Genomic DNA, 26217 nt, shown 5'->3' on the forward strand with positions numbered 1-26217 from the left:
AACAACGAACGATTCATCATCACATCAGGCAATAGAATTCCCTAACCTCTGCCACAATCTCTCCCTTCGCATCATAAAGCCTCGCCTCTGGCGTAATGGCCATGGAGCGGGCCTCGAGCACGTAGCGCTGTCCAGCCTTGAAATGCTCATAGTCGATGGTCAGGTAGCATTGCCTTACCGTGGTACCTCCCATCAGGCTGATGCCACCGCCACCATTTACTTCGTAGTCGAACCTGACGACCAATTCATGGCTGCCGGGGCTGACCTCAAAGAAGCGCCCATCACGCAGGCGTTGTTTATCCAGGCGTTCGGCCAACAGCACACGGTCATTCGGGAATGGCGTCGAGAGATCGACCCAAGCCATCTGTGGGTTGGCAGTTGGCATCGGCGCCTGGCAACCTGCAAATGCAGCGATCGCCAACAACAGTGTCAACTTGCGCATGAGTAATTCCCCAAAGACTCTCGGCTCAACAGACAGGATAACGCCGACAAGTGTTGAGTGTGCATGAAGGGACGACCGAAGCCCCCTCCTTCGCCTTCATGCTGATACTTGGTTCACGCGGCCCCTTCTCGTATGATCGTCGCAATCTGATCTGGAACGGATTTCGTGAAGTCGTTACCTGGAAATGTCCCAATTAGCCCGGCTACCCCCAAGGACGTGAAATGGAACGTGGGCGAGGCTGCCAACCAGCTCTCATGGGACGACCTTCGGATCATCAAAACGCTCAGTGAGTGTGGCAATCGCGCTGCCACAGCCAAGAAGCTCGGCATCAACGTGTCCACCGTCTCCCGCAGGGTCTCCCAGGTTGAAAAAACACTTGGCGTAGCCTTGTTCGATCACCGCAAATCAGGCTATCTGCTCACCATCGAGGGCGCGGAATTACGTGCCCTCGCCGAGCGCGTGGAGCTGGACATTGTCAGCGTGACGCGGCGTGTCTCACGTGCCGGCCAGGGGCCACTCGGAAAGCTTCGTATCACCACCAGCGACTCACTGCTTCTTTACTTCCTCACCCCCATCATCGCGGACTTCAAGGCCCTCAATGAAGGCATCACGATTGAGGTGCTGGTGGGCAACGAATCACTGAGCCTTGCGCGAGACGAATCGGATATAGCGGTTCGGGCGACCAGGAAACCCGCCGAAAGCCTGGTGGGCCGCAAACTGGCCACAATCGCCTGGGCTCCCTACGGCAGCAGCAACCAAACATCGCCTACTCCTCTGTTCACTGAAGGCCAGGCATGGGTTTCCTATTCCGCAGCGCTACGCGGGCTCAAGGCAACGAGCTATGTCGAAGACAGGGTCGCAGCCGAGTGCATCTCGTACCGCACCGATTCGGTTGCGGCGGCAAGTGCTGCAATCGCGGCAGGCCTGGGGGTGGGTTTTTTGCCCTGCATGTTGGGTGATATCACGCCTGGGCTAGAACGCGTCGGCCCGGTGGTGCCGGAGCTGCAGGATGAGCTGTGGCTGCTGACGCACCAGGACATCCGCAAATCGTGGCGGGTCAAAGCATTCATGACGTTCTGTGCAGCTGCCGTTGCCAACCAGAAGCCGTTGATCGAGGGCCAACTGGTACTCCCGGTCACGTAGAGCGAAACCGGGAGTGCGGGTCACTCAGCGTGTGAGCCAAGTACCGCTTTGCAGGCGATTTCGATCAGCTGTGGGCGCTGGGCAAGCCTCGATACGCCGATGATGTTGCTGGCGCATTGAGGCCGTTCCGTGCCGTAGGCGGCCTTGCGCACCTTGCCGACCACGGCAAAGGCCGCGTCCATGTCCAGTACGTAGAGCGTCTCTTCCACGACATCTTCAAGCGTCGCCCCGTATAGCGCGAGCAGCTTGGCAATATTGTCGTAGGCGGCGCGCATCTGATCCCCCATCGAAGAGAAATCACAGGGCCTGCCGTCACGATCCAAGGGTGCTGGCGCGACCAGGTTCCCTTCTTCGTCATGATTGAACTGGCCCGATACGTAGATCTCGTCCCCTACCCGCCGTGCCTGCGGATACCCGTAGGAATTCTCCCACGGAACGCCCCAATAGGCGGTTTGTTTGTTGAGTGGTTGTGAAGCTGCCATCGCTTTCTCCTGGCGTAAACCGGATCAGGTAGATCCGCGTTTGCGTGCGAATACTAGCAACAGGATGAACAAACGAAGGGCGCATTAGTGCGCCTTTGAGAGCGCAAAAGTGCGCCACCGCTTCGCTCTGCGATTGGCTATCTTGTGCTCGGACTCAAGCAACGGGCATCACTGAGGACGTCATCCAGTGCCTCAGCACAGCCTGCGAAAAGCAGGCGCCGTGACTTGTGCGATGACCATCATCCAGCTGACAGGGAACACAAATGAACAATCCGAAAACTGAAGTACTGACCCCGTTCAACAGCCAGCTGATCTTCATCGATCAGCAGCCACAGATGGCCTTCGGCGTCCAGAGCATCGACCGCCAGACGCTGAAGAACAACACCGTGGGCCTGGCCAAGGCAGCCAGGATTTTCAATGTGCCCACCACCATCACGACGGTCGAGACTGAAAGCTTCTCTGGGCACACCTACCCCGAGCTGCTCGCCGTCTTCCCCGACGCTCCGCTGCTGGAGCGAACCTCCATGAACTCCTGGGATGACCAGAAGGTGCGTGACGCGCTGAAGAAAAACGGGCGCAACAAGATCATCGTTTCCGGCCTGTGGACGGAGGTGTGCAACACCACCTTCGCGCTGTCGGCGATGAACGATGCCGGCTATGAAATCTACATGGTTGCCGACGCCTCCGGTGGCACCACCAAGGAAGCCCACGATTACGCCATGCAGCGCATGATTCAGGCAGGCGTGGTTCCGGTGACCTGGCAACAGGTGCTGCTGGAGTGGCAACGCGACTGGAAAAACCGCGACACCTACAATGCCGTCATGGCACTGGTGAAAGAACACTCCGGCGCCTACGGCATGGGTGTCGACTATGCCTACACCATGGTGCACAAAGCACCAGAGCGCGTTCAGCACGGCCCAACCCTGGCCCCGGTTGCTGCCGCTGTCTGACCATTGCCAGCCCCTGCATCCAGGGGCTGTTCATTGACCCGCTGATGGGTACGCCGGCTGGCTGAGCCAGGCCATCGAATCGAGCGTTATCGTCTGTAGCCCGCCCGAGGCTGCAGTGGCCTGCCCTGCCCACTCGAAACTTGCGTGCCCACTTCATTGATTAATGGATTTGTATGAACAGCGATCACTGCACTGTGCTGGCGACTGTCGCTCTGAAAACGACCGGGCTCCTCAAGCCCTGGCAGGTCACGACTGCCAAGAGGTTAATGCTGGAGAACCTGGACACCGGCATAACGGTTACGGAGCTCGCCCAAGCCTGCTCGCTGTCGCGTAGCCATTTCACACGAATGTTCAGGGATACCATGCACGTGCCCCCGCAGCAGTGGATGCGTGAACAACGCTTGCGCAAAAGCAAGGAACTACTGGGGGGCTCGGGAATGATGCTCGCTGAGATCGCACTGGAGTGCGGTTTCTGCGATCAGTCCCACTTTTGCCGCACATTCGTGAAGGCCGAGGGAATGTCGCCGCAGGCTTGGCAGCGACAAGCGTCCATTCAAACTGAGCCTTTGCTCAATCAAGGAGCACATCTGTACTCTTTCGACACTACGGCAGCAATCTACCTTTGAATAAATGCTGAGTATCACGAGCGGTTCAAGGTACCGCGCTAGCTTTGTCAGGCATCGACAGCCTGCTGCAGCCCTCCTCCCAGCGGCAATTCATACGATTTCTTCACCGTACGCACCACCAGCGTCGAGGAATAAGTGCGAATCGGAATATCCCGGTAAGTGTCGAGAAACCGGTAGATATAGTCGGTGTACTCGGTGGCATCGCGAAACTTGGCAACCATCACGAAATCGAACTCGCCCGTCATCAGGTAACAGTCCTGAATCTCCGGGTGGCTGGCCAGGATGTGCTGCATCTTGCGGTCAATGTCGTTGCTGTCGCGGTCCAGCTTCACCAGAAAGAAGGCAGTCACCTGAATGCCAAGCTTGCGCTCGTCCAGTATCGCGACCTTGGCCTTGATGATGCCTGCGCTCTCCAGGCGCCTGATACGCCGGTAGCAACTGGTGGAAGACAGCCCAACGCTGTCGCTGAGCAACTCCAGATTCTGGCTGCAATCCTTTTGCAGCTTTCCCAGAATCTTCAGATCCATGGCGTCTGTCATTTTTCACGTGTCTTCCCTGAAAAACTGCAATGAATCCGCCGCAAGGACGCGCCAATTTGCACGATTCCCTACGCGCCAGCTCTTTACCATCAACTGAGCTTAGCAGCCCGGCCGAATATGGCCTGCGGGGCGCATGAGAGGGACCTTATGATCATCGCGAAACCGACATGGACCGCGGACATCCACGGCCTTTTTACCGCTCCCTACTGGATTCCCGCTGCGCAGCGCGCGGCCGTGGCAGCCTCCTGGACCGGGTGCATGAACGCCTATTTCGTCTACCTGGACGACCCGGAGTCGGTCAAAACCTGGTCAGAAACCATCTACCAGCACCTGGCCTCGCGCAACATGCCGCTGACCCTCGACCAGCAACAGTTCTGGCCGATCGATGCGCTGGAAACCTTCAGGTTGTGGGTCAACCAGGGCTGGCGCCTGGACGCCGATTCTCCCTTCGATCTGGCCGAACGCATCCCGCCACCAGACCTGCCCCAATCGGTCAGGCGGGTGAGAAAGGACATCCGCGCCCTGACCTTTGAGGAGCTGAACCTGTACCGCGCCCGCCTGGACGATGTGATGCAGGTGGGCGACCCCGACAGTGGTTCGCCCTGGCAACGTTACGCCTACATCCACACCAACTGGTGCCTGCATTATCAGGAGGCGTTTGCCCTCTGGCACCGGGCCTACCTGTTGTACCTGGAACAACTGATCGACTGTGCCATTCCCTATTGGGACTGGATGGCCGAAGACGCCAGCGTCGACGGCAGCCCACAGGCCGGCCTGCCCCAGGCTTTTCTCGATGAAACCTATGTGCACCCCCACACCGGCGAAACCCGGCCCAACCCCCTGCGCTACGCGGCCGCCAAGGATGGTTGTTCGAAAGTGTGCGCCAGCGGTGCGGTCAAAGGGGTGGACTGCCGGTATGTGCAACGCGACCGGTTGTTCTACACCCACGGTGACGACTCGCGTTCGGAGCGCACCCGTTTGTTCGGCATGAGCCGGATTTTCCAGCAACAGGTGGTAGATGCCCTGAAGTTCACCACCTTCAGCCAACCACAGGGTGTGCCCGGTTATCCGTGGGCCAACATCCCGGTGTTCGACCCGCCCCAGAAGGACAGCCTGTACCCCAATCGTGCCCTCAACTTCGACGGCCTGTACGAGCAACCCCACGACAACTATCACGGCTGGATCGGCGGTGACATGGCCGACAACGCCTACACCGCCTTCGACCCAGTGTTCTGCTCCTACCACGCCAATATCGACCGCATGCTCGAGGTATGGATCAGGGCCAACCCCGGGGCGCAATTCACCACGCAGTGCCTGCTCCAGCCGTTCTCCGGCCACGACGCCACGCAGCTCACCTTCACCAGCGCCGACGCCTGGCGCTACACCACCATCGGCGACATGGCCCAGGACAGCCGGCACATCGGCTACGACTACGGCGTGCCGGTGGCCCCACAATTCGGCGCGCCCAAGGCGGCCACAGGCGCCTGCTGCAAGCACAGCGCAAAAGCCGGGCCTGCCGCGGGCAACGCCGCAGGGCCCGGGCCGTGGGTGGTGTTCGATCATGTGCGCTGCACCCATGACACCTATCTGATCGATGTCTTTCTCGACCAGCCCGAGGCTGCCACGCAGGACGTAAGCGTCGACAACCCCCATTACGTGGGGCGCTTCAGCCGTATCGGCATGGGGCTGGTGGACGACAAGGGCCGGTGCATCACCCACGGCGTGTCCCGTGCACTGAATGCGGCCCGCAACGCTGCTGCGCTGGGCCTTGGCCGCGGCGACGCGGTGCAGTTGTCGCTGGTGGTGACCCACCTCGACAGCGGCCGCGTGCTGACGCCTGACGAATACATGACCTTGCCCGGTTTCATCGCCCAACTGGTGTGGGACGACCCGCGCCAGCCCCTCGCCGGCCCGCCCCCGGTCGCCGGCTGCTGCTCTGCTTCCACCTCACGCACATCAGGAGAACCGACATGAGCACGCCCTTCAAGCAGTTCACCTCTCCCGCCGGCCAAGCCCCCAAGGACTACAACAAGCTGGGCCTGGAAGACCAGTTGCCGCAGTTTGAAACCGACTGGAACAACAACCTCACCGGCTGGACCGAATCGTCGATCATCGGCAACCCCTGGTCGGGCCTGAACGACGCCCCCCGCTCGGGTTACTACAACCCGCTGGTGGAAGGTTTCGGCGACGTGACCGCCCCGGCGATCACCTGGGCGCCCTTCCCCAACCGGCTATGGACGTTCTTCTACAACAACGGTGCGGCGGTCATTCCCCAGCTGGGTGGCAAGGCCATGACCCTGGACCAGGTGATGGAGTTGACCGACCACGGCCAGATCACCCTCGACAACACCCTCTACATGCTCTACGACCCCAACAAACAAGGTACCGTGCTGCAACTGCCGGCCAAGCGCTGCCCGAGCATCGACTGGAACGGCAAATACACGGCGTTCTCGCCTTCCGGGCCTCGGGGCTGGCTCGACGAGTACTGCGAGTGGTCGATCGTACGCGATGCCAACGGCAACATGCGCAAGATCACCTTCACCTGCGAAAACCCCGCGTACTTCCTGACCATGTGGCGCATCGACCCGAACGCAGTACTGGGGCTGTACCGCGACTACATCGACCCGAACGTGCAACTCGAAGACCTGTACCTGCGCTACACCGTCGACTGCCCGACCGGCAAAGCCGGCGACCCGGTCATCGACCCCACCACCGGCAAGCCGGCCTATGACACCGTCAACAAATGGAACGCCGGAACGGCCTGTGTGCCCGGCCAGTACGGCGGTGCAATGCACCTGACCTCCGGCCCCAATACCCTCAGCGCCGAGGTGTACCTGGCCGCCGCCGCCACCATCCTGCGCCCGGTGAGCAGCAGCCAGAACGCCCAGTCGTTGATCTGCTGCGCGCAGTACGGGCAAAACTATCGCAACTCTGATCCGCACATCGGTTTCATGGCCAATACCACGGCGGTGAACAACCGACTGTCGCTGACCAACCCCATTGGCCTGTACTTGCAACAGCCCACCGATTTCAGCGCCTGGAAGGGCCCACAAGGCCAGGACGTGAGCCAGTACTGGCGCATCACGCGCGGTACGGCCAAGTCGGCTGCCAACGGTTCCGACCAGATCCTGCAGGCGGTGTTCGAGGTGCCGGAAAGCGCTGGTTTCTCGATCAATGACATCACCATCAACAACCAGAAGGTCAACTATGTGTGGGTCATCGCCCAACAACTGTTGGTCGGCCTGAGCGTCACCGTCAAGCCGCTCAGCGCCACGCCCCAAGCATTCCCATGCGTGCAGGACCGGGTAGCCGGCCTGCAACCCTGGCCAGTGCAACTGCTGCCGCTGGACCTGTTCTACGGGCAATCCCCCACCGACCTGCCCGCCTGGCTTGCACCGGGTAGCAGCAACCAGTTCGTGCTGGTGGTGCAAGGTGCCGACCCGACTACCACGGCGCAGAATGCCAGGGTGCAATTCTCCAACCCCGGGGTGACGGCGCAGGTCACCCAGTACCTGCCCGACGCGTCGGCCATTCCCGGCCAGACCAACTCGGGCGGCACCCAGGCCTACATCCTGACCATCACGGTCAGCCCCTCCGCAGCACCCGGCCTGGTGGCATTGCGTGCCCTCAACCCGGGTGAAGACGTTAACGTGAGCGCGACAGACCACCCTTGGGAGTCTGGCCTGGCGCTGGTGCCTGGCGCCTGAGCCACGCCACTTACGCCCTTCTACCGCCGCACCTTCGGGTGCGGCTTCACAGCTTGCAAGGAGCGCAATGATGTCCAGGTCACGCTTGAGTCTTCTGTCGCTGCTGTGCGGCATTCTACTGTGCCTGTCGACCCCGCAACCCGCCACGGCGGCCACGCTGTCGGACGCCGATACCTGTGTACAGCAGCAATTGGTGTTCAACCCGGCCAGCGGGGGATTCCTGCCGGTCAACAACTTCAATGCCACCAGCCAGGCGTTCATGAACTGCTTTGGCTGGCAGTTGTTCATTGCCTTGAACTGGCCGGTGAACCCCGGTTGGCCGGCCACCGCCAGCCTGGCGGGCGAACCCGACATGCAAAGCACGCTGGCGCAGTTCGGGGTCCCCTCCACACCGGGTCAACCCATGAGCGTGGCCCCGGTATGGGCCAGCTACAAGGACGCCAACGACATCTTCCTGCCCGGCGCCCCCACGCCCACCGGCTGGGGCGTGCAAACCCTGGTACCGTCCGACTGCAGCACCCAAGGTAGCCTCAAGACACTCAAGGTGGGCGCGCGCAAGTTCATGAACGCCACCTCCGAAGGCGCGATCAATGCCTTGCACGGTTTCCACCTGTCGACCGGGACACTTGCCTCCATTCCCGACCCGGTCATGGAAGCGTCCGGCGGCTGGCTGACGGACCAGGCGGGCAAACTGGTGTTTTTTGAACGCAAGGTGGGCAAGGCCGAGTTCGACTACATCGTCGACAAGGGGCTCTACGACGCCGCCAACCAATTGAAGGTCGCGCGAAACCTCGACGGCCAGACACCGGAGGGTCTGTCACTGCCCATCGGCGAACCGATGCGCTCACTGCCTACCTCCCCAGTGCCACAGGAGCAACTGGGCGCGATCGAGCTCAAGGCCGCCTGGCGGGTACTGACCGGCAAACCCGAGCTGTTCGGGCGCTACCTGACTACCGTGGCCTGGCTCAAACGCCCCGACACGCTGGAGTGCACCCAGGAGGTGGTGGGGCTGGTGGGCCTGCATATCATCAACAAGACCCAGGCTTCGCCCAACTTCATCTGGACCACCTTCGAGCAGGTGGACAACGTGCCCGAACCGGCCCAGGTTCCGCCGCAACAAACCCCGCCAAACGGGTTTGCCTTCAACAACCCTGACTGTGGCAACGGCCCCGAGTGCACACCAAACCAAGCCCGTATCCAGTGCAAGCAAACGCATCCCGACAAGGACTGCACCGATCTCTTCCCGCGCGACCAGCCGGTACAGACCACCCGCGAACACCCCGTGCCCGGCGACCTGCAAGCCCTCAACAGCGCGGTACAAGCCAACTTCGCGCAGCACAGCCAAGGCAAGTCGGTGTTTCAGTACTACAAGCTGGTCAACGTACTCTGGACCCTCGCTCCCAATCCGCCCAGCCCGGAACCGGGCGCCAACGCGCAAGTGCCGCTGTCGTACGGGCCGTTCATCAGCCAGGGGAACGTGCCGGTGGCCAACACCACCATGGAGACCTACGTACAGGGTGATAACTGCAATCAGTGCCATCAGTACGCGACGATTGCCGGCAGCCCGTCATTGGCCTCGGATTTCTCTTTCCTGTTCAACAGTGCCGGCTCCGCCAGCAACAAAAGCCTGATCAAAAGCGTCAAAGCCTTCGAAACCCTCAAGGACCGCCCCTGAACCGCAAAAGGGGCGATCTCCGATCGCCCCGAACAGGGTTTCGCAGATGGCGCTGCCCTTCAGGCACCTTCCTGCCCACACACCAAAATCTCGTACCCCTGAAATTCATGCGTTTAGTCAGCTAGCCAAATATTCCTTGAATACCGCGCGAACGGGCCTCGGTCATAACAGTACACACAGACCTTCCTGTGTTTGACCCGAGGTAAGCGATCATGGCAAACAATCAAGACAAAGGTGGCAACCAGGGCAATGCCGACACCGGCATGGGCAACAATACTGCCGGAGCTGGCCAGCAAGGCGGCCAAGGTTCGGGGGGGCGGATGCCCGGTCAGCAGCAAGGTGGCAGCCAATCCGGCCAAAAACCTGAGGACAAGATGAACAAGGACTGGGAACGTTCCCGTGATACGGGTAGCCAGGGCGGCCAGGGCGGCCAGGGTACGACCGACAAGCAGAGCCAGAACCTGCAAGACAAGGACCGCATGGGTGGTCAGCAAAACCAGGCAGATGATCAGCAGCAGTGGGATAAAGAGCGCTGATAATCAGCAGCGGGCATCAGGGTGATTGCTGCCCTGATGCCACCTCCATGGTACGGGAGGGGCATGATGAACAACGCCAGAGAACGACACTCGACGGTCATTTGCCTGCAAGCAGGACGCATCCTTTTCGTGCGCAAGCAAGGCGCTGAATGGGCGTTGCCAGGCGGGAAGATTGACCCAGGCGAGCATCACCTGGATACAGCGCAGCGCGAGCTGATGGAGGAAACTTGCCTACCCTTCAATGGTGCTCGATTCCTCAACCATTACGTGCTCGCAGGTGAGGAGCACTACCTCTATCAGCTGCCTGTTGAAGCGGGAGCAAAGCCTGCTGCAGATCACGAGATAGTCGAGTGCCGCTGGTTCACCGCCCCAGAGCTTCACGAAGTTCGGGTGAAGCCGTCCAACATCGAGTTGCTTGAACGAGAGCACCTGCTTCCTGTGTAGTGGATCAGAGCCAGAAAGCGCACATCCATCGGGCTGGGTCCGTTGTCATTCAACCAATATGACCCGCCGGGCATCTCTTCGCACGGCTTGAGGCGGGACACCAAAACCACGAATGAACACCTCCCGCATGTGCCGACGGTCCCTGAACCCGGTTTCCTTCGCCACCACATCCAGGCTGTGGCGACTCTGCTCGATCATCAGGCGGGCAGCCTCAAGACGCAGGCTTTCCACAGCCTTGGCAGGTGATTGACCTGTCTCGGCAGTGAATACGCGGGTAAATTGTCGGGGGCTCAAATGCACGGACTCGGCGAGCTCTTCGACACTCAATGGACGGCTCAAATGCTTGCGTGCGTAATCCAGGGCGTTTTGTATCCGATCAGACTTCGGCGAAAGCGCCAGCAACTCGGAATGCTGCGATTGCCCACCGGAGCGGCGCTGATGCATCACCAGCTTGCGTGCCACTGACCTGGCCATCTCGGTTCCCAGGTCTTTTTCCACCATACCCAGTGCCATGTCCAGGGCGGCGGTCATCCCGGCGGACGTCCAGATCTGCCCGTCCACAATGAAGATTCGGTCTTCTTCCACTTCGATCTTCGGGTGCAGTTCACGCAACTTTTTCGCATAGGCCCAATGAGTCGTGGCCCGCCGGTTGTCCAGCACGCCTGCCTGGGCCAACACGAAACAGCCGGTGCACAGACCGGCAGTGCGTCGAGCGCCATCGACAAAGCCTCTGACGCTGGCCAGCACTTCCTCGCCTGGCGGAGTCAGCGGCGTCAGGGTTCCCGTGATCATCCAGGTATCAGCCAGACCAGGAGCGCCCAACGGCAGCGTGTCCATGTACATGCCCAGAGAAGAACGCACCGTGCCGCCGCCGATGGAAAAATTCTGGATCTTGTAAACCGTTTCGCCCGCGACAATGTTCGCGAACTCGAACACGGCCTGCGTCGCCAGCGACATGATCTGGAAACCTTCGGTGATGAGATAGCCGACCCGGTGCATGGTTGGAGCTCCAGACTAGATGTCCTGAAAACCTACCATATGTGTCGTTTAAGACAAAGGCGACCTTCTGCATCATGGGCTCCACATCCAACAACGGAGCATGACCATGAAGCAGCAATTCAAAGGCACTGCCCTCATCACTGGCGCCTCTACCGGCATCGGCGCGATCTACGCAGAACGCTTGGCGCGTCGGGGTTACGACCTGGTGCTGGTGGCTCGCAACCGGGAGCGCCTCAATACGTTGGCCAGCCGGCTGACTACAGAAACCCGGCAGAACGTGGAGGTGTTTCCGGCAGACCTGGCAAACACAGATGACCTGGCCAAGGTAGAACGCAAATTGCGCGAGGACGCCAGTATCAGCCTGCTGGTGAACAACGCAGGCATAGGCACCCACACCAGCCTGCTGGAAAGTGATGTCGAGCGCATGGCTGAAATGATCACCCTCAACGTCACCGCCCTCACCCGCCTCACCTACGCGGCCATCCCCGGATTTGTCGCCCGTGCGCAAGGCGCCGTGATCAACATCTCGTCCGTTGTCAGCCTGGCGCCGGAGCTGCTCAATGGTGTGTACGGTGGCAGCAAGGCGTATGTCACCGCCTTTACCCAGTCCCTGCACAAGGAGCTTGCGGACAAAGGCATAAGGATCCAGGCAGTGCTGCCAGGAGCCACCGCCACCGACTTCTGGCAGATCGGCGGCTTGCCGGTCGAAAACCTCGATCCGGGCATCGTGATGTCGGCCCAGGACCTGGTGGACGGTGCCCTGCAGGACTTTGACGACGAGGTACTGATCTCTATCCCCTCGATGCATGACCTGAAGTCCTTCGAACGCTACGAGGCCAGCCGGCAAGCCCTGTTCGGCCAGCTGTCCAGCAATCAGCTTGCCCCTCGCTACAACGCCAACTGAACAATGCAAGGAGACGGATCATGAAACTTAGCGCAAACACCATTTTCATTACCGGCGGTACCTCAGGCATCGGCCGCGCCCTGGCCGAGGCATTCCACCAACGTGGCAATAAAGTGATCGTTGCGGGGCGCCGTCAGGCACTGTTGGATGAAATCGCCCAGGCCAACCCGGGCATCGATACAGTGCGCCTGGACATCAATGATCCGCAGCAGATAAAGGAGGTGGCCCAGGATGTGATCCGCCGCCATCCTGCATTGAACGTGATCATCAACAATGCCGGCGTCATGCCGTTCGACAATCCGGCTTCCGGGGACTTCGACGACGAACAAGCAGTGAGCCTGCTGCAGACCAACCTGCTCGGCCCGGTGCGCGTCAGCGCGGCCTTCGTCGAGCACCTCAAGCGCCAACCGGATGCTTGCATCATCAACAACAGTTCGGTTCTGGCCTACCTGCCGCTAGCGGCCACCGCGTTGTATTCGGCGACCAAGGCCGCCATCCACTCCTACTCACTGTCGCAGCGGTTCAGCCTGCGTGACACCAGCGTCAAGGTACTGGAAATTGCGCCACCTTGGGTGGACACCGACCTGATTCACAAGAGCGGTGATGAGCGCGCCATGCCGCTGGATGATTTTATTCAGGAAACCTTGGTCAAGCTCGAATCCGCAACCACGGAAGTCCTGGTGGATCGTGTCGTCCCGCTGCGAGCCAACCAGGGCCTGAACGAACACGAACTGATTCACCAGTTCAACCTGGCGCTGATTGAGAACCCGATCCCTGTTGCCTGAACCCAATTCCCGAATCCCGACAACGTTGCGCAGTCTGTTGGCAACGTTCCACCACAAGGCAGCTAGCCGATTTTCAGCGAAATGCGGAAAGTGTTCCGGCAATTGCCCGGTTTTTCAGGGAGGGCGACACGATTAGCCTGTTACCACTGTTTACCTGAAAGGTCACATCCCAATGAAAGCAATCGTCTACGACACCCCCGGCCTCCCGATCCAGGATTCCCGATCGTTGTACGAGCACGAACTGCCCAAACCCACGCCCGGCGCCAGGGACCTGTTGGTGGAAGTCAAAGCTATCGCAGTAAACCCGGTCGATACCAAGGTCAGAGCCAGCCGCGGCGGCGCCCATCCCCAGGTGTTGGGATGGGATGCCGTGGGCGTCGTTCGCGAGGTCGGCGCCGAGGTGTCGTTGTTCCAGCCTGGCGACGAAGTGTTCTACGCCGGCGCGATCGACCGCCCGGGCACTTACAGCGAGTTTCACCTGGTCGACGAACGCATCGTCGGGCACAAGCCTCGTACTCTGGACAATGCCAGTGCCGCAGCCTTGCCGCTGACGTCCATCACCGCCTGGGAGCTGCTGTTCGACCGCCTGGGTGTTGAGGAAAATGGCGGCGCTGGCAAGAGCCTGCTGATCATCGGTGCCGGCGGCGGGGTTGGTTCGATCCTGGTACAGCTTGCACGCAAGCGTACCCAGCTCAAGGTGATCGGTACCGCGTCACGGCCTGAAACCCAGGCCTGGGTCAGCGAACTCGGGGCACATCACGTCATCGACCATTCGGCATCCTTTGCCCTGCAACTGGAGCAACTCCAGCTCAACCCAGTGGATTACGTGATCAGCCTGACTCACACCGATGCGTACCTTGCGCAGATCGTCGAAGTCCTGCGCCCACAGGGCAAGCTCGCGCTGATCGATGACCCTGAGCATCTTGATGTCGTGCCGTTCAAGCGCAAATCGCTGTCGGTGCACTGGGAGCTGATGTTCACACGCTCGCTGTACCAGACCGAGGACATGATCAAGCAGCACCATCTGCTGGAAAAAGTCTCGGCGCTGGTCGACGAAGGGGTCATCAAGACCACCGTTGGCGAGCACTTCGGCAGCATCAATGCCAGCAACCTCAAACGCGCCCATGCCCTGATCGAAAGCGGCAAGGCAAAAGGCAAGATTGTCCTGGAAGGCTTCTGAGCATTCATCCAGTCAAGGTAACCAAGGCGGGGCCATGAGCCCCGTCAGCTTATCCATCAGCAGCGATGAGCTGCTCGAATCGCTCCGCCAGAAACGCTCTGAGCACCTGCACAGCAGGTGTGAGCGAGGTTCGATGAGCGCACACCAGTTGCAACGGCGCAGGTTGGCCGTAATCCCAAGGAAACAACTCGACCAGCCGCCCAGCGCGTATGTCCGCCAGAACGTCCAGCCTGGATTTGTAAACGATCCCCAATCCTTCAACACCCCAGCGCCGAACGACATCGGCGTCATCGCTCAAGCGGTCGCCTGTAACCTGGACGGTCTTGATTCCATCGGGCAAATGGAAACTCCATCGCTCGTAGGTCTGCTCGCCCATCACATAGCGCAGGCAATTATGCCTGCCCAGGTCTTCCAGAGCGTCTGGCGCCCCATGTCGTGCCAAGTATCGAGGTGAGGCGCAGACCGTTCTGCGATTCCCTGGGGCGAGCATCAGTGAAACGAGGCTGGAGTCTGCCAGTTGCCCATACCTGATACTCGCATCCAGTTGCTGGCCGACAAGGTCGGCCACCTGATCGCTGACCCGCAGTTGCAGCGTCACCTTGGGGTTCAACCGCTGGAAATCGTCGAGCCAGGGCAGCAACAGATTCCTGCCAATATCCGAAGGGATGGACAGGCGAAGTGTACCCGCGATCTCATCTCGCCCTTCGGTCAGCGCCACCTCACCGGCGTCCAGTGCGTCCAAGGCCTGACGGGCATGGGGCAGATATCGCTCACCATCATCCGAGAGCCGCAAACGCCTCGTGGAGCGCACGAACAACCTGGCACCCAGGCTGCTTTCCAGTCGCTGGACAGCCCCGCTGGCCAAGGCCGGTGAAATATCCAACAACCTGGCCGCTGCCGAGAAGCTGCCGGCAAAGGCTGTTGTGACGAAGACCTGAAGATCATCAAACCGAACTGTTTTCTTCACTGTGGCGAATTCTTGACCTGGCGCGTAGGCCAAAGCGTAGCGACATTGCGCAGCCATTCCCAGCCTGGGCCTACAACATTCGTGATGAGCCGCCAGCCCTCTGCGCAGGCAGAGGGGCCGGCGACGCACATCCCACGGGATCAGGAATTGAAGCCCAACCCTGAGGAAAGGTCGGAGTTTCCGGGCTTGCGCTCTGCCTGTGTAGACGCTTTACCACCCACCTGATCGAACGACTCTTCGACCGACGCCTTCACCTCGCGGCCCTTGGCCTTGAGTGTGTCGGTCAAACGATCACTGCTGGCGCCCATCAGCTGGTCTTCCTTGCGGGTAGTGGGTAATGCGGCCCCCAATGCCGCACCCAGTGCTATGCCCAAAGCGGCCAATACCAGAGGTTGCTCCTGAAGCAGGTGATCGAACTGGCCCTTCAGTGCCGTGGCCTGATCTGCGGCCTTGTGTGCCGAATGGCGCAGGGTATCCGCGGAAGCCCCCACGGAGTCGCGGGCGCCGCTGCCAAGGTCGCTGGCCCGATCGCGCATGTCATGGGCTTTCATGCGCACCTTCTGGCTGGCGTCGTGCACTGCCTCCCCCGCCTGCGCGAAAGCGCCCTTCACCGTGTCCACCGCGTCGCCGAGCTTTTCGCCCAACCCAGGCCCATGGTGCGCAGGCCCGGGGTTGAAGGGGCGGTTCTGGTTCAGGCCCAGCCAGGCCAGGCCCAATACCGTCAGGGTTGCGGGTACGGGGTTGTTCTTGAGGGTGGTGCCAAGGTTCTCGAAGAACTCGCCGCCATTGCCCTTGGCATAGGCCAGGACCCGGTCGACCATCTGGCCCGGGCTCAGGCGCTGTTCGAGGGCGTCCACCAGATCGCTGATGTGCTCGCGCTTGGCGTTGATTTCCTGCTCGAGCAAGTCCGGGTCCTTGTGCGCTTCATGTTCGAAGGAAGTGGTCATGGCAGTTTCCTCTTCAGCGTGTCCTTGTCCTGCTGCATGGCATGCAAGGTGCGGTCAGGGGCCAGATGCGTGGGTTCGAACCGTTTCTTGCCCGACTGCAACATGATGAACCCGATTACCAAGGTGACCGCGCCCACGATCAGGGCTGCCAGCCAGGGTTCGAGCACCATCGCCAAGGCGTAGACTGCCGCCAGCAACAGGATGACGAAGCCCGCCAGCATCACGATCGCACCCGCTGCCACCGCAGCCGTGCCGGCCTTGAGGGTGGCGAGGTTCTGCTGCAGCTCTGCCTTGGCCAGCGCCAGCTCCTTGGTGAACAGGTCCGGTACTTCCCGCATCAGCTGGCGCAACAAACCGCCAACACCGACGGCGTCGTCTTCCGCCGTGTGCAAGCTCGGGGTGGTATGCAAGGGTTCTTTGTTCATCATTCACCTCCTTTGAGTGGATCGCGTTCGAACGGGCTGCCACTGACCGGCGTGCCTGCACCAGGGCCGACTGGGTCGACTGGGGTGAAAGGTTCACGGGTGGATACGTCGCTACCACGATCAGGCACTGGCTGCGCGGGGCGGGACTGTTGCCAATAACCGGACGACGTAGGGGTGGTGGACTCATGGCTGGTGCTGGCTCGCATGAAACGCGATACGGCAAACCCGATGGCGACGCTACCGGCCAGGAATAGCGCCGGGTTGCTCCTGGCCAACTGAGCACCACGCTGCAGCAGGCTTTCGGCACTTTCATGGCGTACCTGTTCGGCAAACTCACCCACGCACTCTGCTGCCTGGTTCAGGTACTGCGACAGCCCGAGACTGTCCTTGCCTTGCAGTGCAGCTGCCGCCGAACGCGCACCTTCCTCGAGCGAATCAAGCTGATCGGCTGCGTTATCGCGGTAATGTTCGAACTGCTCGCTGCCTTTGTGCCTGGCCTCGCCAAGCAGCGCACCGGCGTCATCGATAAAGGCATGCTCCTGGGTGCTACCGGGTGGAGATGTCGAACTTTGATTGGTCTTGTCCATCGTTTCGCCCTCGAAGCTGAATGTTGGGTGAGTGCCACTTTTATTGGGGCATTCATTCGAGGGACGCAGGTAAGGCGGCAGGAGTTCAGCGTTTGTGATCTATGACATTTGTCCGGAGGACCAAAGAAAATAGCGCAATCAATCTTGGTTGCTGGTACCGGAGCAAAGGCTTTGCATGTGGCGGTAATCAGCGTTGACAACGATCGCAGCACCGCCTTGTAACGGGGTGCGGCTGTGCTGCTCACGCCAGCTGGATGAAGACCGCGTAGATACCGAGAACCATCCAGAAGACCAGGAATATCCAAGGCGTACGCAGCGAAAACAACAACGACTTGCGGTGCCCGGCCTCTGAAATTTCCGCCTCACTGAACAATGGCGATTCGTCATACGCCAGCCCCATCAATGGCTCGCTGCGCAGCAGGTGGCTCTGTTTCACTTGCCAATGCTCGATGATCTTGTAGGCCGCGCGAATACCCGGCCAGGCATTGAGTGAACTCAATACGCCCAGCAAGGCAAGAAACGGCGGAACCACCAGCGTGAACATCTCCCCCCAGCTCTGGTTGAGGTTACCCATCGACGATACGAAGGCGATCACCAGAAACGACTGCGCGGCAAGATAGGCGTCTGTGCGGTTGGCGAGGATGCTGGTCTCGTACTGGATTTCACAGCGGTAGAAATCCAGGCGCTCTTTCGGCGAACCGAACATGCGGGCGTTCTGCTCACTGATTTCGTGTTCAGGGGTGGCGGGAGTGATGATTCGCGGCACGTGCTGGCTCCTGAAAGAAAGTGAGGATGATCGTGTCTCGAAACTTGAGAAGCGAACCCATGAGCGCAAGCCTGCCTGAAGATTTCAGGCAGGGCTTGCGCACAACAAGCTTCAGGTATTGCCGGTACCGCTATTGGAGAACTTCTTTACATCAATGGTCGGTGCGACGAACTCCGGCCCGTCGCCCGATACCCGCCAGCGCACATTGTTGATGCCGTAGCGCTCAGCCATCGGCCGGCTGACCTTCTTGATCTTGTGCTGGCCGAACCGTGGAATGATACCCACGCCGGCATCGCAACTTGCCCAGTGCCAGGCTTCGGCGTTGTCCATACGCTCGAGCCGGATGATGAAGGTGCGAAATTCCCCATGAAGCTCGTACTCGATCACATACAACTGCTGTCCAGCCATTGCACTCTCCTTCACCAATTCAGACTAATGGAGCGAGCAACGTGTAAAAAGATTCATTAATTTTGACTGGTTGGTCATCGCTCTTTTCCATCGCCATGCTTCCATCACTTCCTCAGCGCAAATGCCGCTCCAGAGCCAGTGCATTGGCTGTCGCAGCACCGGAGGCGGTGTTGTCGAAAATGCACCAGGTGGGCACTCCGGCGGCAAGGCTGTACCGCAAGTGTTCAGCCAGACGCTGCAGATATTCGTCGGGATACTCGCTGTGGTAGATCCTCGGTTCACCATGCAGGCGCCAGTAGACCAGCCCCGGCCAACCTCCCGGTTGCGCATCGGTAACGAAGCGCGACGGGCTCGCGGCAACCTGGGCGATACGCAAATCGACCAGCATCGGCTGCGCCGATTGCCAGCTGGCGTGCCTGGGCTCCAGCGCTACCGGCCCGTCATACCGTTGCCGCAGGCTTTCGAAGAAACGTCGCGCATGCTGGGGGTCATGGCCAAGCGATGGCGGCAGTTGTACCAGCAGGCAACCCAGGCGGTCGCCCAACTGACCGCATTGAGCAAGAAACCTGTCCAGCGCCTCCTCGCACCCGCAGAGCCGCTGCTCATGGCTGATGGCCTTGGGCACCTTCACCGCAAAGCGGAAATGCTCTGGTACGGACGCAGCCCAACGGGCGTAGGTTTCGGGGCGATGGGGTCGGTAGAAGGAACTGTTGATTTCCACCGCATTGAAGCGGCTGGCGTAGCGTTGCAGGTGGCTGCCGGGCTGCGCAAATGCCTCCGCGTAACGGCTCGACAGGCTCCAGCCAGCGCAACCGAGATAAATCATCAGCTACCTGCCGGTTCGCCACGCAACGCCTCGCCCTCACCCGCGACGCGTCGGGCATATCCCACACCCCACAGCAACGCACGCCTCATGGTTTCCCCCGCGCGTTGGTCGTAGATCCGTTCGCACAGCACCGAACCGTCGGTGCGATAGACACCAATGAACAACTGCGTGGCGCCTGTGCGTGACAAGCGCGTCTGCACTTCCAGGCAAGTGCCGGTTCCGAGCGTTTCCTCATGGGTTTGATGGTGCAGGATCGGGTCGCACCACTTTCTATAGGTTTCACCTCTTCTTTTCATCTGCCAGCCCTCACCTTTTCATGGTTGCTGATAATGCCCCGGTGACGTGCCTGGCTCATGGTCGTGCTCCAGACGTTGCACCTGCACGTCAGTGAAAGATGACGCTTCGTTGCGGTGCAGGCCTTGGAGGTAATCGCGCGCTGCTTCGCGGCTCAGGTCCTCCTGGTCGCTGCGCAATTCGCAGGTGCCGGGTTGGTTGTCGAGGATGTAGCTGATCAGGTACAGGTACTGGGCCATCGCTGTAACTCCTGCTGGCTGAATGAAATCGGGCGACTCAGCTCGATTGATCCTGGCTTGAGTGCAGCCGTTCAGCAGCGACGACGACCGGCTCAGGTCATCGTGCAGACGGCCAGGCAGGTTCTCGGTTCGGTATTGCCGGGCAAGAAATGAGAGGTGGGCGGCACTGGCAGCACCCAGCCCCGCCGGCACCCGGCCAACTACACTCAGTCGACACACGTCTGTGCAGAGACAGCAATCATGCCTACGCAAACCGCAATCGTGTTCGCTGGCGGCGGCAGTCTGGGTGCGGTCCAGGTGGGGATGCTGCGGGCCCTGGTCGAAGCCGAAGTCCAGTTCGACATGGTGGTTGGCGCCTCGGTAGGCGCCATCAACGGTGCCTACTTTGCAGCAAGGCCCAACGCTCAGGGTGTCGAGACTCTCGCCGAATTCTGGCGAGGCCTGAGCAGAACCGACATCTTTCCGTTGTCCTGGCTCGATACCTGCCGAGGCCTGCTCAAACGGCGTGGTTTCCTGCTGCAACCAGCGGCCTTGCACCGATTGCTTGGCAAGGCGCTGCCGATCCATCGCATCGAGGATGCGAAACTGCCCCTGCATATCGTCACCACCGACCTGCTCAGTGGTGCCGAGACAGTGCTGTGCAATGGCGAACTCGAGCAGGCGCTACTGGCCAGCGCCGCGATACCGCTGGTGTTCCCTTGCGTGCAGATCGGCGGCCAGTTCCTGGTGGATGGCGGTGTGGCAAGCAACACGCCTATTTCGACTGCCGTAGCGCTGGGCGCCAGCAATGTCGTGGTAATTCCCACCGGGCTCAGCTGCGCCTTGACTCAACCGCCCCGCGGCCTTGTCGCCTTGGCCCTGCACACTGTCAACCTGATGAGCATGCGCCAGCTTGTGAGTGACATCGAACACTTCCGCACGCTCACCAGCCTGCATATCGTTCCGCCCTTGTGCCCGGTCGATGTCTCGGTATTCAACTTCGACCAGACCGAGTCGTTGCTGGAGCGGGCCTATGAGCAGACGCTTCGGTGGCTGGACCACGGCGGGCTCGAACGGACCAGGGTGCCGGGTGCCCTGACCGTTCACTCGCATGCCCATGAGCATTGAATGATGTGGACAGTTCGAGGCCTTACGCCTGACTGCGCAGGTATGCCAGCCGCTAGCAGCCAGCCCAGCAAAAAAGGTTTCTTGTGCAGCATCGGGGTCCGTATGGAATGGCTGGGGGTCGAACTCCGAGGCGAAACTCAGGATCCGCTCCTGGGTCATTTCATACGAGCCGCTCATGAAGGACTCACCTACTTGCAAGTCCTCGAAAAAGAGCCTTTCAGGTGCAGAAGCCATGAGTTACCTCCTGGGTATGCAGGCAGCGACGGCAAAGCGAAACGTCTGGAACTGGCGCCAGTTTAGCCCTTCCCTACCTGCCTCCAGAAGACACGTTGTCCTAGTGGCGTGAGGCGCAACACATGAACCTTTGATTTAGCAGGGTCCAGTAGGAGCAGCCTTGTGCTGCGAAGAGGCCGGTATAGGCAACAGATATGCAATGCCAGTACGGGCCTCTTCGCAGAACAAGGCTGCTCCTACAAAGAACGCGTCAAGCGAGCGATATTTGTTTTCTGCGTGATAGCGCATCCCAAAGGGCTAAGCTATCTCCCACATGAACTGTGTATGCCTTCAGAGCTTACAAACAGCCAACATGCTCGCAGCATCGCTGCACTCGAACTTGCCGGGTGCTTCGACCGCGATGTGCCTTACCACCAGATCGTCGACCAGCATGGCATAGCGTTGCGAGCGCCGGCCCATGCCGCGCGCCGAGAGGTCCTGGATCAGGCCCAGCGCCTCGCTGAATTCACCATTGCCATCGCCGATCATCATGACCTCATCGCCCACCTGCAGGCTTACACCCCAGGCATTCATGACGAACGCATCATTGACCGAAACACAGAGAATTTCGGCAACCCCGACAGCGAACAGGTCCTGGGCCGCGGCCACGTAGCCCGGTACGTGCCGCTGCGAACAGGTAGGCGTGAAGGCACCAGGCAAGCCGAAGATAACCACTTTTTTCTGCTTGCAGCGCGCGTGCAGGGAAAACGCGTTCGGGCCGATTGCACAGCCGCCCTCGCCGTTGCTGTACTGGTAAAGCGTTACGTCGGGCAGTGTATCGCCGGTCTTGATCATCGTTTTCTCCGTGGGGCGGTAAATGGCCAGGCATGATGCAGCATCCACCAAGGTGCGTACATACAGCGGCCTGCTCTGGAAAGCTGGATGTCAGCTACCACGACGCGCCTCAAGCCACTGGAACAACCCCATGCCAACCAGCATCGCAGCGACGAACAGCCAGGCCTGCCAGTACCCTGCAGGCAGCAGCACCAGGGCCGGCCCCGGGCAGATGCCCGAAAGCCCCCAGCCAATGCCGAATACCAGGCTGCCGCCGATAAGGCGGCGGTCCACATCACGTCGGCCAGGCAATTGCATCGCCCCACCCAGCAGGGCCGTTGGATGACCGCTCGCCCAGCGCATCGGTATCCATGCTGCGGCAATCGCCCCGATCATCACCAGCGCCAGCGAAGGGTCCCATTGCCCTGCGATGTCGAGAAAGCCGAGCACCTTGGCGGGGTCGGCCATGCCTGCCAGCAACAACCCCGCGCCGAACAGCAGCCCGGCGATGAAACCACTGAACACCGGCATTTCAGGCCCCTTGTACGAGATGGCGGACCACATACACCGTGGCAAAACCGGTAGCCATGAAGCACAGCGTTGCCACCGCCGAACGGGGTGACAGGCGCGACAGGCCACAGACGCCGTGGCCGCTGGTACAACCGCTGCCGTAGCGCGTCCCCAACCCTACCAGAAGGCCCGCCGCGATGAGTGTCCAGGATGCCGTGGTGAAACGGGCTGACGGCAGCGTGGCAAATATCCCCCAAAGCAACGGGGCTGCCAGCAGCCCCAAAAGAAAGGCAAGCTTTTCTCTGCGCCCTTCCCCGCCTCGCTGCAGCATCGAACCGAGCAAACCACTGATTCCTGCAATACGGCCATTCACCACCGCGAACAGCCCAGCCCCCAGCCCGATCAACACACCACCGGCCAGCGCGGACCATGGTGTAAAGGCCAGCCAATCAATTGCCATCGTATTTCTCCCGGAACAGGAACAAGAGAACAATTAACGGTTCAGTAAGAAAGTTGAAGAATACCACGACCCCTATGCCGACAATTTCAATGAGATTAGCCAGCCTATTCAAAGTGCATGAAGCTGCACTTGTTTGATGCAGGTCAAATTCGCGACCAGATGGCCGCCTAGACTGCAATCATCCAGGCATACCAAGGCCTTGAGGCACGTCGTATATATCCATAAAAGTGGAGTTCGCCATGCAAACGCAATTGAAGTTGGTTCTTGCTGTTGTTCTGGCCGGTAGTGCATTCATGGCGCATGCCGAAGACAAAAATCAGGCTGGCGACGCCTCCACCAGCGCCCCAGCCGCCAGTACAACTTCCGGGTCGTCCATGCACAAGGCGATGAGCGAGCAAATGCACAAGATGCAGGTTGCTCATGACAAAGCCGCAACCGCGAAGACCCCTGCCGAGCGCCAGGCCGCCATGCGCGAGGGCATGAAGACAATGAAGGAGAGCATGGCCATGCTGCACCAGCAACATGCTGCGGGCTGCATGGGTTCGGGCATGGGAATGTCGGGAGCCAAGGGTGGCATGGGTATGGGCGACGGAATGATGGACATGATGATGAAGATGATGGATCAGCAGTCGTCGATGATGGATATGCCCATGAAGCAGTAACCAGTACTTGCTGTTGTTTCAGCACTGATCGCACTGCGGTCGATGACGTGGTCGAAGCACGCCATCGATCTCGGCCACTATCTGCCGCGTTGCATCCTCGATGGCCCCTTCATTACGGCACAATACCCAGCCGTGTTCCGCAACCGCACGCTCGAACGCCTCGGTACAGGCAACCTGCTCGTCCAGGCTATGGATCACCGTACTGCCCAGCCCGCGCGTCCGTGCCGCGGCTCTTGCCCATGAAGTACCGGGGGCCGTGACAACGCCGACATGCAAATCGGGCACCTGTACATTTCGTTCGAGGTTCAGGCGCAGAATCTCGTCGAACGCCACGCTGCGGCGAAATGCGGCATCAGACGGGTACCAGCGATCGATCAGGATGATGCTGCCCGCTGGCTGCCTGGGCAGCACGTGTCGGGAAATCCAGGCACGGCTTTCGGCGAAGCGCTCGCATACCCTCAACTCCAGGTCCCGGGAGGGGTTTCTGACCAGTTGATTGACAAGGGCCATGGTTTCCCCCCGGTAGGGGTCGCTTTTTTTCTCGCAAAGCCGGATCACTTTCTTGTTGTCAGCCCGCAAGGCCTTGGTAACCGCCTCCAGAAGCGTGGTCTTGCCAGTGCCCTTGGGCCCATCGATGGAAACAAACAGCGGGCGGGTCATTTTTAATTACCAGTCGAATTTGAAGATGCAGCGCAGGCCTGAGTGCCACAGTGTTCACCACAAGCCAGTGGAGCCATGCAGCTAGCCTGAATCAACCCAGCTGGGCCTGAAGAAACAGCGAAAAAAGCTCCGACTGCGATTTGATACCCAACTTGCTGTACATATGCTTGCGGTGCACTTTCACTGTCTCCACCGAGATTTCAAGCTTGCGCGCGATCTCTTTGCTGGAACACCCGCTGAGCATCAGCCGGCCCACCTCCAGCTCACGCCCGGTCAGCGGCGACTCCATCTGCTCGACCCTGTCCTCCATGCGGCTTTGCCAGTGCGGCGCAGGCTTGGTGGCCTCTTCCAGCAACTCCCGCTCGAACGTCATCCGCTGGCGCATCAGCGCAGTGACCCACGGCCGCAACAGTTCCAGCAGGGTGACCTGTTCGATGCTGAACCGGCGCTTGCTACCCAACGACAGGCACAGCGTGCGCTGCGCATCCAGCTGCACGTTGAACTGAATTTCATCGGCAACCACGTTAAGCCGGAAATAGCGCTGGTAGTAGTCCGTCTGCTCGAAACACTCAGGGGCCACATCCGCCAGGCGCACCAGGCCGGACACCGCAGCCTCTCGGCTGGCCACGTAGAAAGGGTCCAGCAGGTACAAGCCCTTCAGGTAATCCTGGAACAGCGGGTCAGGGTTGCCGTCTGCACTGGGGCATTCGGCGAACACCTGCGGGCGCCCTGCGGAAAACAGCAGCGCAACCCAGCTGTCGCAGGCAACGTACTCGTTCAGTAACCGCACCAAGGCTGTCCAGAAGTGGTCCTTGTCGAGGGTTTCGATCAATTGGCCTACCGATCGGTGCCAGGCGATGTCGTGCAGCGTAAAATTCATCCTCTACCCCTGTTGGGTTACCACGTGGGCGTAATACCCCCCGCCATGATGACCACCCCATAATCCGGGCTAGCTTACGCTGAGCGAACCTGTACCGGGATCGTTTTTTACACCCCATGTCGCCACGGCGTGGCGGTCGAAGCTGTTAGTCGAGGATTGGAAATGAAGGTAGAGCTTGTCCAACTGGCCGGTCGCGATGGCGATACCGCGTACAACCTGCAGCGCACCATCAAGGCGATCGGCAACTGCGGCGCCGATACCGATCTGCTGGTCTTTCCGGAAACCCAGCTGATGGGCTTCCCAACCGAAGAAAACATCGGCCGCATCGCCGAGCCACTGGATGGCCCGAGCATCACGGCAGTCCAACAGGCAGCACAAGCGCAGAATGTTGCCGTGGTCGTCGGGATGGCCGAAGCCGCAAACGACGGCCGTTTCTACAACACCACTGTGCTGGTCACGCCTGAAGGCGTAGCGCTCACCTACCGCAAGACCCACCTTTGGGCATCGGACTGCGGGGTTTTCACCCCAGGCGACCGTTTTGCGACAGCCCTGTTCAAAGGCATCCGTGTCGGCCTGCTGATCTGCTTTGACATCGAATTCCCCGAAACCGCCCGTGCCCTGGGGCAGCTGGGAGCAGAACTGATCATCGTCACCAACGGCAACATGGACCCGTACGGGCCCACCCACAGAACCGCCATCACCGCGCGCGCCATGGAAAACCAGGCCTTTGCAGTCATGGTCAACCGCGTGGGCGATGGTGATGGCGGCCTGGTCTTCGCTGGCGGCAGTGCCGTCGTCGACCCGTACGGCCAATTGCTGTGCGAAGCCGGCCGTGGCGAGTGCCGCATGACCGTCGAGCTGGCCATGGAGCAACTGCAGCGGTCACGGCGCGACTACAGCTACATTGCCCAGCGCCGCATCCATCTGCCGGGTGAACAGGTCGAGCACGCCAACGGCCTTCGCGAACTGATCATCGCCTCCTGAACATTCCACCCTTCCAGGCTCTATTACTGGAATGCA

The 26217-nt window shown here is 60.3% G+C and carries 32 protein-coding genes and 1 pseudogene; 14 read left to right on the forward strand and 19 right to left on the reverse strand.

Annotated features, from left to right (window positions below):
- Positions 1-19 precede the first annotated feature (19 nt).
- Entirely contained in the window at positions 20-442 is a 423-nt protein-coding gene (locus IMX18_RS11530; protein ID WP_100413914.1) for a PA0061/PA0062 family lipoprotein, read from the reverse strand.
- Between the two features lie 216 nt (positions 443-658).
- Here IMX18_RS11530 and IMX18_RS11535 point away from each other — a divergent pair, with 216 nt between their 5' ends.
- Positions 659-1585 carry a LysR family transcriptional regulator gene (locus tag IMX18_RS11535; RefSeq protein WP_217190471.1) on the forward strand — a complete coding sequence of 309 codons (927 nt, stop codon included), beginning with the start codon at positions 659-661 and terminating at the stop codon, positions 1583-1585.
- A 20-nt stretch (positions 1586-1605) separates the two neighbouring features.
- Here IMX18_RS11535 and IMX18_RS11540 read toward each other — a convergent pair whose 3' ends face one another.
- Positions 1606-2067 (reverse strand): Rid family hydrolase, encoded by a 462-nt coding sequence (locus IMX18_RS11540; protein ID WP_015270292.1) that lies wholly within the window; start codon positions 2065-2067, stop codon positions 1606-1608.
- 263 nt (positions 2068-2330) lie between these two features.
- Between IMX18_RS11540 and IMX18_RS11545 the strand changes: the two genes are divergently transcribed.
- Positions 2331-3017 (forward strand): hydrolase, encoded by a 687-nt coding sequence (locus IMX18_RS11545; RefSeq protein ID WP_217190435.1) that lies wholly within the window; start codon positions 2331-2333, stop codon positions 3015-3017.
- Positions 3018-3190: 173 nt separating this feature from the next.
- Entirely contained in the window at positions 3191-3643 is a 453-nt protein-coding gene (locus IMX18_RS11550; RefSeq protein WP_054573578.1) for a helix-turn-helix domain-containing protein, read from the forward strand.
- 47 nt (positions 3644-3690) lie between these two features.
- Here the strand turns inward: IMX18_RS11550 and IMX18_RS11555 are convergent, their stop codons facing one another.
- Complete coding sequence (locus IMX18_RS11555; protein WP_003258733.1) at positions 3691-4170, reverse strand: Lrp/AsnC family transcriptional regulator; 480 nt, start codon at positions 4168-4170, stop codon at positions 3691-3693.
- 159 nt (positions 4171-4329) lie between these two features.
- On the opposite strand from IMX18_RS11555, the gene IMX18_RS11560 reads away from it, so the two are divergent.
- The 5 genes from IMX18_RS11560 (at position 4330) to IMX18_RS11580 (ending at position 10544) form a co-directional block, all read left to right on the forward strand.
- Positions 4330-6156 carry a tyrosinase family protein gene (locus tag IMX18_RS11560; RefSeq protein WP_170976248.1) on the forward strand — a complete coding sequence of 609 codons (1827 nt, stop codon included), beginning with the start codon at positions 4330-4332 and terminating at the stop codon, positions 6154-6156.
- Complete coding sequence (locus IMX18_RS11565; protein ID WP_054571939.1) at positions 6153-7889, forward strand: hypothetical protein; 1737 nt, start codon at positions 6153-6155, stop codon at positions 7887-7889. The genes IMX18_RS11560 and IMX18_RS11565 overlap by 4 nt, the downstream gene beginning before the upstream one ends.
- Positions 7890-7959: 70 nt before the next feature.
- The gene (locus tag IMX18_RS11570; protein WP_102083948.1) at positions 7960-9564 is read left to right on the forward strand and encodes a hypothetical protein; all 1605 of its coding nucleotides are present in this window, start codon (positions 7960-7962) and stop codon (positions 9562-9564) included.
- A gap of 212 nt (positions 9565-9776) precedes the next feature.
- A complete protein-coding gene (locus IMX18_RS11575; protein ID WP_054571941.1) occupies positions 9777-10100 on the forward strand; it encodes a hypothetical protein in 324 nt (107 codons plus the stop codon).
- Positions 10101-10166: 66 nt separating this feature from the next.
- Entirely contained in the window at positions 10167-10544 is a 378-nt protein-coding gene (locus tag IMX18_RS11580) for an NUDIX domain-containing protein (RefSeq protein ID WP_024087115.1), read from the forward strand.
- A 45-nt stretch (positions 10545-10589) separates the two neighbouring features.
- On the opposite strand, the gene IMX18_RS11585 is transcribed toward IMX18_RS11580, so the two are convergent.
- Positions 10590-11543, reverse strand: coding sequence for a GlxA family transcriptional regulator (locus tag IMX18_RS11585; RefSeq protein ID WP_054571942.1), 954 nt, complete (start codon positions 11541-11543; stop codon positions 10590-10592).
- A 106-nt stretch (positions 11544-11649) separates the two neighbouring features.
- Between IMX18_RS11585 and IMX18_RS11590 the strand changes: the two genes are divergently transcribed.
- The 3 genes from IMX18_RS11590 (at position 11650) to IMX18_RS11600 (ending at position 14412) form a co-directional block, all read left to right on the forward strand.
- On the forward strand, positions 11650-12447 hold the full coding sequence (locus IMX18_RS11590) for an SDR family NAD(P)-dependent oxidoreductase (protein WP_061302325.1): 798 nt from the start codon (positions 11650-11652) through the stop codon (positions 12445-12447).
- Positions 12448-12467: 20 nt separating this feature from the next.
- Positions 12468-13232, forward strand: coding sequence for an SDR family oxidoreductase (locus tag IMX18_RS11595; RefSeq protein ID WP_191472746.1), 765 nt, complete (start codon positions 12468-12470; stop codon positions 13230-13232).
- A gap of 172 nt (positions 13233-13404) precedes the next feature.
- On the forward strand, positions 13405-14412 hold the full coding sequence (locus tag IMX18_RS11600; protein WP_061551485.1) for a zinc-binding alcohol dehydrogenase family protein: 1008 nt from the start codon (positions 13405-13407) through the stop codon (positions 14410-14412).
- A gap of 49 nt (positions 14413-14461) precedes the next feature.
- Here the strand turns inward: IMX18_RS11600 and IMX18_RS11605 are convergent, their stop codons facing one another.
- From IMX18_RS11605 to IMX18_RS11645, 9 genes are all read right to left on the reverse strand, one after another.
- The gene (locus IMX18_RS11605; RefSeq protein WP_082810573.1) at positions 14462-15436 is read right to left on the reverse strand and encodes a LysR family transcriptional regulator; all 975 of its coding nucleotides are present in this window, start codon (positions 15434-15436) and stop codon (positions 14462-14464) included.
- Positions 15437-15519: 83 nt separating this feature from the next.
- Entirely contained in the window at positions 15520-16326 is an 807-nt protein-coding gene (locus tag IMX18_RS11610) for a DUF3618 domain-containing protein (protein WP_023663296.1), read from the reverse strand.
- Positions 16323-16751 (reverse strand): phage holin family protein, encoded by a 429-nt coding sequence (locus IMX18_RS11615; protein WP_003258743.1) that lies wholly within the window; start codon positions 16749-16751, stop codon positions 16323-16325. Before IMX18_RS11615 ends, IMX18_RS11610 begins: the two co-directional genes overlap by 4 nt.
- On the reverse strand, positions 16751-17338 hold the full coding sequence (locus tag IMX18_RS11620) for a hypothetical protein (protein ID WP_217190438.1): 588 nt from the start codon (positions 17336-17338) through the stop codon (positions 16751-16753). Before IMX18_RS11620 ends, IMX18_RS11615 begins: the two co-directional genes overlap by 1 nt.
- Before the next feature lie 241 nt (positions 17339-17579).
- Positions 17580-18104, reverse strand: a complete 525-nt coding sequence (locus tag IMX18_RS11625) for a hypothetical protein (RefSeq protein ID WP_061551483.1) — start codon at positions 18102-18104, stop codon at positions 17580-17582.
- A 111-nt stretch (positions 18105-18215) separates the two neighbouring features.
- Positions 18216-18512 (reverse strand): DUF6555 family protein, encoded by a 297-nt coding sequence (locus IMX18_RS11630; RefSeq protein WP_024087113.1) that lies wholly within the window; start codon positions 18510-18512, stop codon positions 18216-18218.
- A gap of 112 nt (positions 18513-18624) precedes the next feature.
- Complete coding sequence (locus tag IMX18_RS11635) at positions 18625-19338, reverse strand: DUF72 domain-containing protein (RefSeq protein ID WP_217190440.1); 714 nt, start codon at positions 19336-19338, stop codon at positions 18625-18627.
- The gene (locus IMX18_RS11640; protein ID WP_013972584.1) at positions 19338-19634 is read right to left on the reverse strand and encodes a hypothetical protein; all 297 of its coding nucleotides are present in this window, start codon (positions 19632-19634) and stop codon (positions 19338-19340) included. The genes IMX18_RS11635 and IMX18_RS11640 overlap by 1 nt, the downstream gene beginning before the upstream one ends.
- Before the next feature lie 18 nt (positions 19635-19652).
- Entirely contained in the window at positions 19653-19871 is a 219-nt protein-coding gene (locus IMX18_RS11645; RefSeq protein ID WP_013972583.1) for a hypothetical protein, read from the reverse strand.
- 240 nt (positions 19872-20111) lie between these two features.
- Here IMX18_RS11645 and IMX18_RS11650 point away from each other — a divergent pair, with 240 nt between their 5' ends.
- Positions 20112-20978, forward strand: coding sequence for a patatin-like phospholipase family protein (locus IMX18_RS11650; RefSeq protein ID WP_217190442.1), 867 nt, complete (start codon positions 20112-20114; stop codon positions 20976-20978).
- A 78-nt stretch (positions 20979-21056) separates the two neighbouring features.
- Here the strand turns inward: IMX18_RS11650 and IMX18_RS28275 are convergent.
- The 4 genes and pseudogenes from IMX18_RS28275 to IMX18_RS11670 form a co-directional block, all read right to left on the reverse strand.
- Positions 21057-21212, reverse strand: a pseudogene (locus IMX18_RS28275) (dehydratase); the annotation flags it as partial.
- A 330-nt stretch (positions 21213-21542) separates the two neighbouring features.
- The gene (locus tag IMX18_RS11660; protein WP_015270272.1) at positions 21543-22046 is read right to left on the reverse strand and encodes a peroxiredoxin; all 504 of its coding nucleotides are present in this window, start codon (positions 22044-22046) and stop codon (positions 21543-21545) included.
- Between the two features lie 90 nt (positions 22047-22136).
- On the reverse strand, positions 22137-22556 hold the full coding sequence (locus tag IMX18_RS11665) for a DUF6691 family protein (RefSeq protein WP_217190443.1): 420 nt from the start codon (positions 22554-22556) through the stop codon (positions 22137-22139).
- Position 22557: 1 nt separating this feature from the next.
- A complete protein-coding gene (locus IMX18_RS11670; RefSeq protein WP_003258763.1) occupies positions 22558-22995 on the reverse strand; it encodes a YeeE/YedE family protein in 438 nt (145 codons plus the stop codon).
- A 239-nt stretch (positions 22996-23234) separates the two neighbouring features.
- Between IMX18_RS11670 and IMX18_RS11675 the strand changes: the two genes are divergently transcribed.
- Positions 23235-23657 carry a hypothetical protein gene (locus IMX18_RS11675; protein ID WP_180355386.1) on the forward strand — a complete coding sequence of 141 codons (423 nt, stop codon included), beginning with the start codon at positions 23235-23237 and terminating at the stop codon, positions 23655-23657.
- Between the two features lie 18 nt (positions 23658-23675).
- On the opposite strand, the gene IMX18_RS11680 is transcribed toward IMX18_RS11675, so the two are convergent.
- Both IMX18_RS11680 and IMX18_RS11685 read right to left on the reverse strand, forming a co-directional pair.
- Positions 23676-24317: a dTMP kinase gene (locus IMX18_RS11680; RefSeq protein ID WP_015270269.1), complete on the reverse strand. Its 642-nt coding sequence runs from the start codon at positions 24315-24317 to the stop codon at positions 23676-23678.
- Between the two features lie 91 nt (positions 24318-24408).
- On the reverse strand, positions 24409-25197 hold the full coding sequence (locus IMX18_RS11685) for a helix-turn-helix transcriptional regulator (protein ID WP_013972570.1): 789 nt from the start codon (positions 25195-25197) through the stop codon (positions 24409-24411).
- A 162-nt stretch (positions 25198-25359) separates the two neighbouring features.
- Here IMX18_RS11685 and IMX18_RS11690 point away from each other — a divergent pair, with 162 nt between their 5' ends.
- Complete coding sequence (locus IMX18_RS11690; protein ID WP_100413927.1) at positions 25360-26181, forward strand: carbon-nitrogen hydrolase family protein; 822 nt, start codon at positions 25360-25362, stop codon at positions 26179-26181.
- Positions 26182-26217 lie beyond the last annotated feature (36 nt).

Source organism: Pseudomonas shirazica, assembly GCF_015168335.1.
Lineage (GTDB): Bacteria > Pseudomonadota > Gammaproteobacteria > Pseudomonadales > Pseudomonadaceae > Aquipseudomonas > Aquipseudomonas asiatica.

What these genes read in the sequence shown, in the direction of transcription:
- IMX18_RS11530 (WP_100413914.1), bottom strand. Translation starts at nt 442, where the DNA reads ATGCGCAAGTTGACACTGTTGTTGGCGATCGCTGCATTTGCAGGTTGC.
- IMX18_RS11540 (WP_015270292.1), bottom strand. Translation starts at nt 2,067, where the DNA reads ATGGCAGCTTCACAACCACTCAACAAACAAACCGCCTATTGGGGCGTT.
- IMX18_RS11545 (WP_217190435.1), top strand. Translation starts at nt 2,331, where the DNA reads ATGAACAATCCGAAAACTGAAGTACTGACCCCGTTCAACAGCCAGCTG.
- IMX18_RS11550 (WP_054573578.1), top strand. Translation starts at nt 3,191, where the DNA reads ATGAACAGCGATCACTGCACTGTGCTGGCGACTGTCGCTCTGAAAACG.
- IMX18_RS11555 (WP_003258733.1), bottom strand. Translation starts at nt 4,170, where the DNA reads ATGGATCTGAAGATTCTGGGAAAGCTGCAAAAGGATTGCAGCCAGAAT.
- IMX18_RS11560 (WP_170976248.1), top strand. Translation starts at nt 4,330, where the DNA reads ATGATCATCGCGAAACCGACATGGACCGCGGACATCCACGGCCTTTTT.
- IMX18_RS11565 (WP_054571939.1), top strand. Translation starts at nt 6,153, where the DNA reads ATGAGCACGCCCTTCAAGCAGTTCACCTCTCCCGCCGGCCAAGCCCCC.
- IMX18_RS11570 (WP_102083948.1), top strand. Translation starts at nt 7,960, where the DNA reads ATGTCCAGGTCACGCTTGAGTCTTCTGTCGCTGCTGTGCGGCATTCTA.
- IMX18_RS11575 (WP_054571941.1), top strand. Translation starts at nt 9,777, where the DNA reads ATGGCAAACAATCAAGACAAAGGTGGCAACCAGGGCAATGCCGACACC.
- IMX18_RS11580 (WP_024087115.1), top strand. Translation starts at nt 10,167, where the DNA reads ATGAACAACGCCAGAGAACGACACTCGACGGTCATTTGCCTGCAAGCA.
- IMX18_RS11585 (WP_054571942.1), bottom strand. Translation starts at nt 11,543, where the DNA reads ATGCACCGGGTCGGCTATCTCATCACCGAAGGTTTCCAGATCATGTCG.
- IMX18_RS11590 (WP_061302325.1), top strand. Translation starts at nt 11,650, where the DNA reads ATGAAGCAGCAATTCAAAGGCACTGCCCTCATCACTGGCGCCTCTACC.
- IMX18_RS11595 (WP_191472746.1), top strand. Translation starts at nt 12,468, where the DNA reads ATGAAACTTAGCGCAAACACCATTTTCATTACCGGCGGTACCTCAGGC.
- IMX18_RS11600 (WP_061551485.1), top strand. Translation starts at nt 13,405, where the DNA reads ATGAAAGCAATCGTCTACGACACCCCCGGCCTCCCGATCCAGGATTCC.
- IMX18_RS11605 (WP_082810573.1), bottom strand. Translation starts at nt 15,436, where the DNA reads ATGGCTGCGCAATGTCGCTACGCTTTGGCCTACGCGCCAGGTCAAGAA.
- IMX18_RS11610 (WP_023663296.1), bottom strand. Translation starts at nt 16,326, where the DNA reads ATGACCACTTCCTTCGAACATGAAGCGCACAAGGACCCGGACTTGCTC.
- IMX18_RS11615 (WP_003258743.1), bottom strand. Translation starts at nt 16,751, where the DNA reads ATGAACAAAGAACCCTTGCATACCACCCCGAGCTTGCACACGGCGGAA.
- IMX18_RS11620 (WP_217190438.1), bottom strand. Translation starts at nt 17,338, where the DNA reads ATGGACAAGACCAATCAAAGTTCGACATCTCCACCCGGTAGCACCCAG.
- IMX18_RS11630 (WP_024087113.1), bottom strand. Translation starts at nt 18,512, where the DNA reads ATGGCTGGACAGCAGTTGTATGTGATCGAGTACGAGCTTCATGGGGAA.
- IMX18_RS11635 (WP_217190440.1), bottom strand. Translation starts at nt 19,338, where the DNA reads ATGATTTATCTCGGTTGCGCTGGCTGGAGCCTGTCGAGCCGTTACGCG.
- IMX18_RS11640 (WP_013972584.1), bottom strand. Translation starts at nt 19,634, where the DNA reads ATGAAAAGAAGAGGTGAAACCTATAGAAAGTGGTGCGACCCGATCCTG.
- IMX18_RS11645 (WP_013972583.1), bottom strand. Translation starts at nt 19,871, where the DNA reads ATGGCCCAGTACCTGTACCTGATCAGCTACATCCTCGACAACCAACCC.
- IMX18_RS11650 (WP_217190442.1), top strand. Translation starts at nt 20,112, where the DNA reads ATGCCTACGCAAACCGCAATCGTGTTCGCTGGCGGCGGCAGTCTGGGT.
- IMX18_RS11660 (WP_015270272.1), bottom strand. Translation starts at nt 22,046, where the DNA reads ATGATCAAGACCGGCGATACACTGCCCGACGTAACGCTTTACCAGTAC.
- IMX18_RS11665 (WP_217190443.1), bottom strand. Translation starts at nt 22,556, where the DNA reads ATGCCGGTGTTCAGTGGTTTCATCGCCGGGCTGCTGTTCGGCGCGGGG.
- IMX18_RS11670 (WP_003258763.1), bottom strand. Translation starts at nt 22,995, where the DNA reads ATGGCAATTGATTGGCTGGCCTTTACACCATGGTCCGCGCTGGCCGGT.
- IMX18_RS11675 (WP_180355386.1), top strand. Translation starts at nt 23,235, where the DNA reads ATGCAAACGCAATTGAAGTTGGTTCTTGCTGTTGTTCTGGCCGGTAGT.
- IMX18_RS11680 (WP_015270269.1), bottom strand. Translation starts at nt 24,317, where the DNA reads ATGACCCGCCCGCTGTTTGTTTCCATCGATGGGCCCAAGGGCACTGGC.
- IMX18_RS11685 (WP_013972570.1), bottom strand. Translation starts at nt 25,197, where the DNA reads ATGAATTTTACGCTGCACGACATCGCCTGGCACCGATCGGTAGGCCAA.
- IMX18_RS11690 (WP_100413927.1), top strand. Translation starts at nt 25,360, where the DNA reads ATGAAGGTAGAGCTTGTCCAACTGGCCGGTCGCGATGGCGATACCGCG.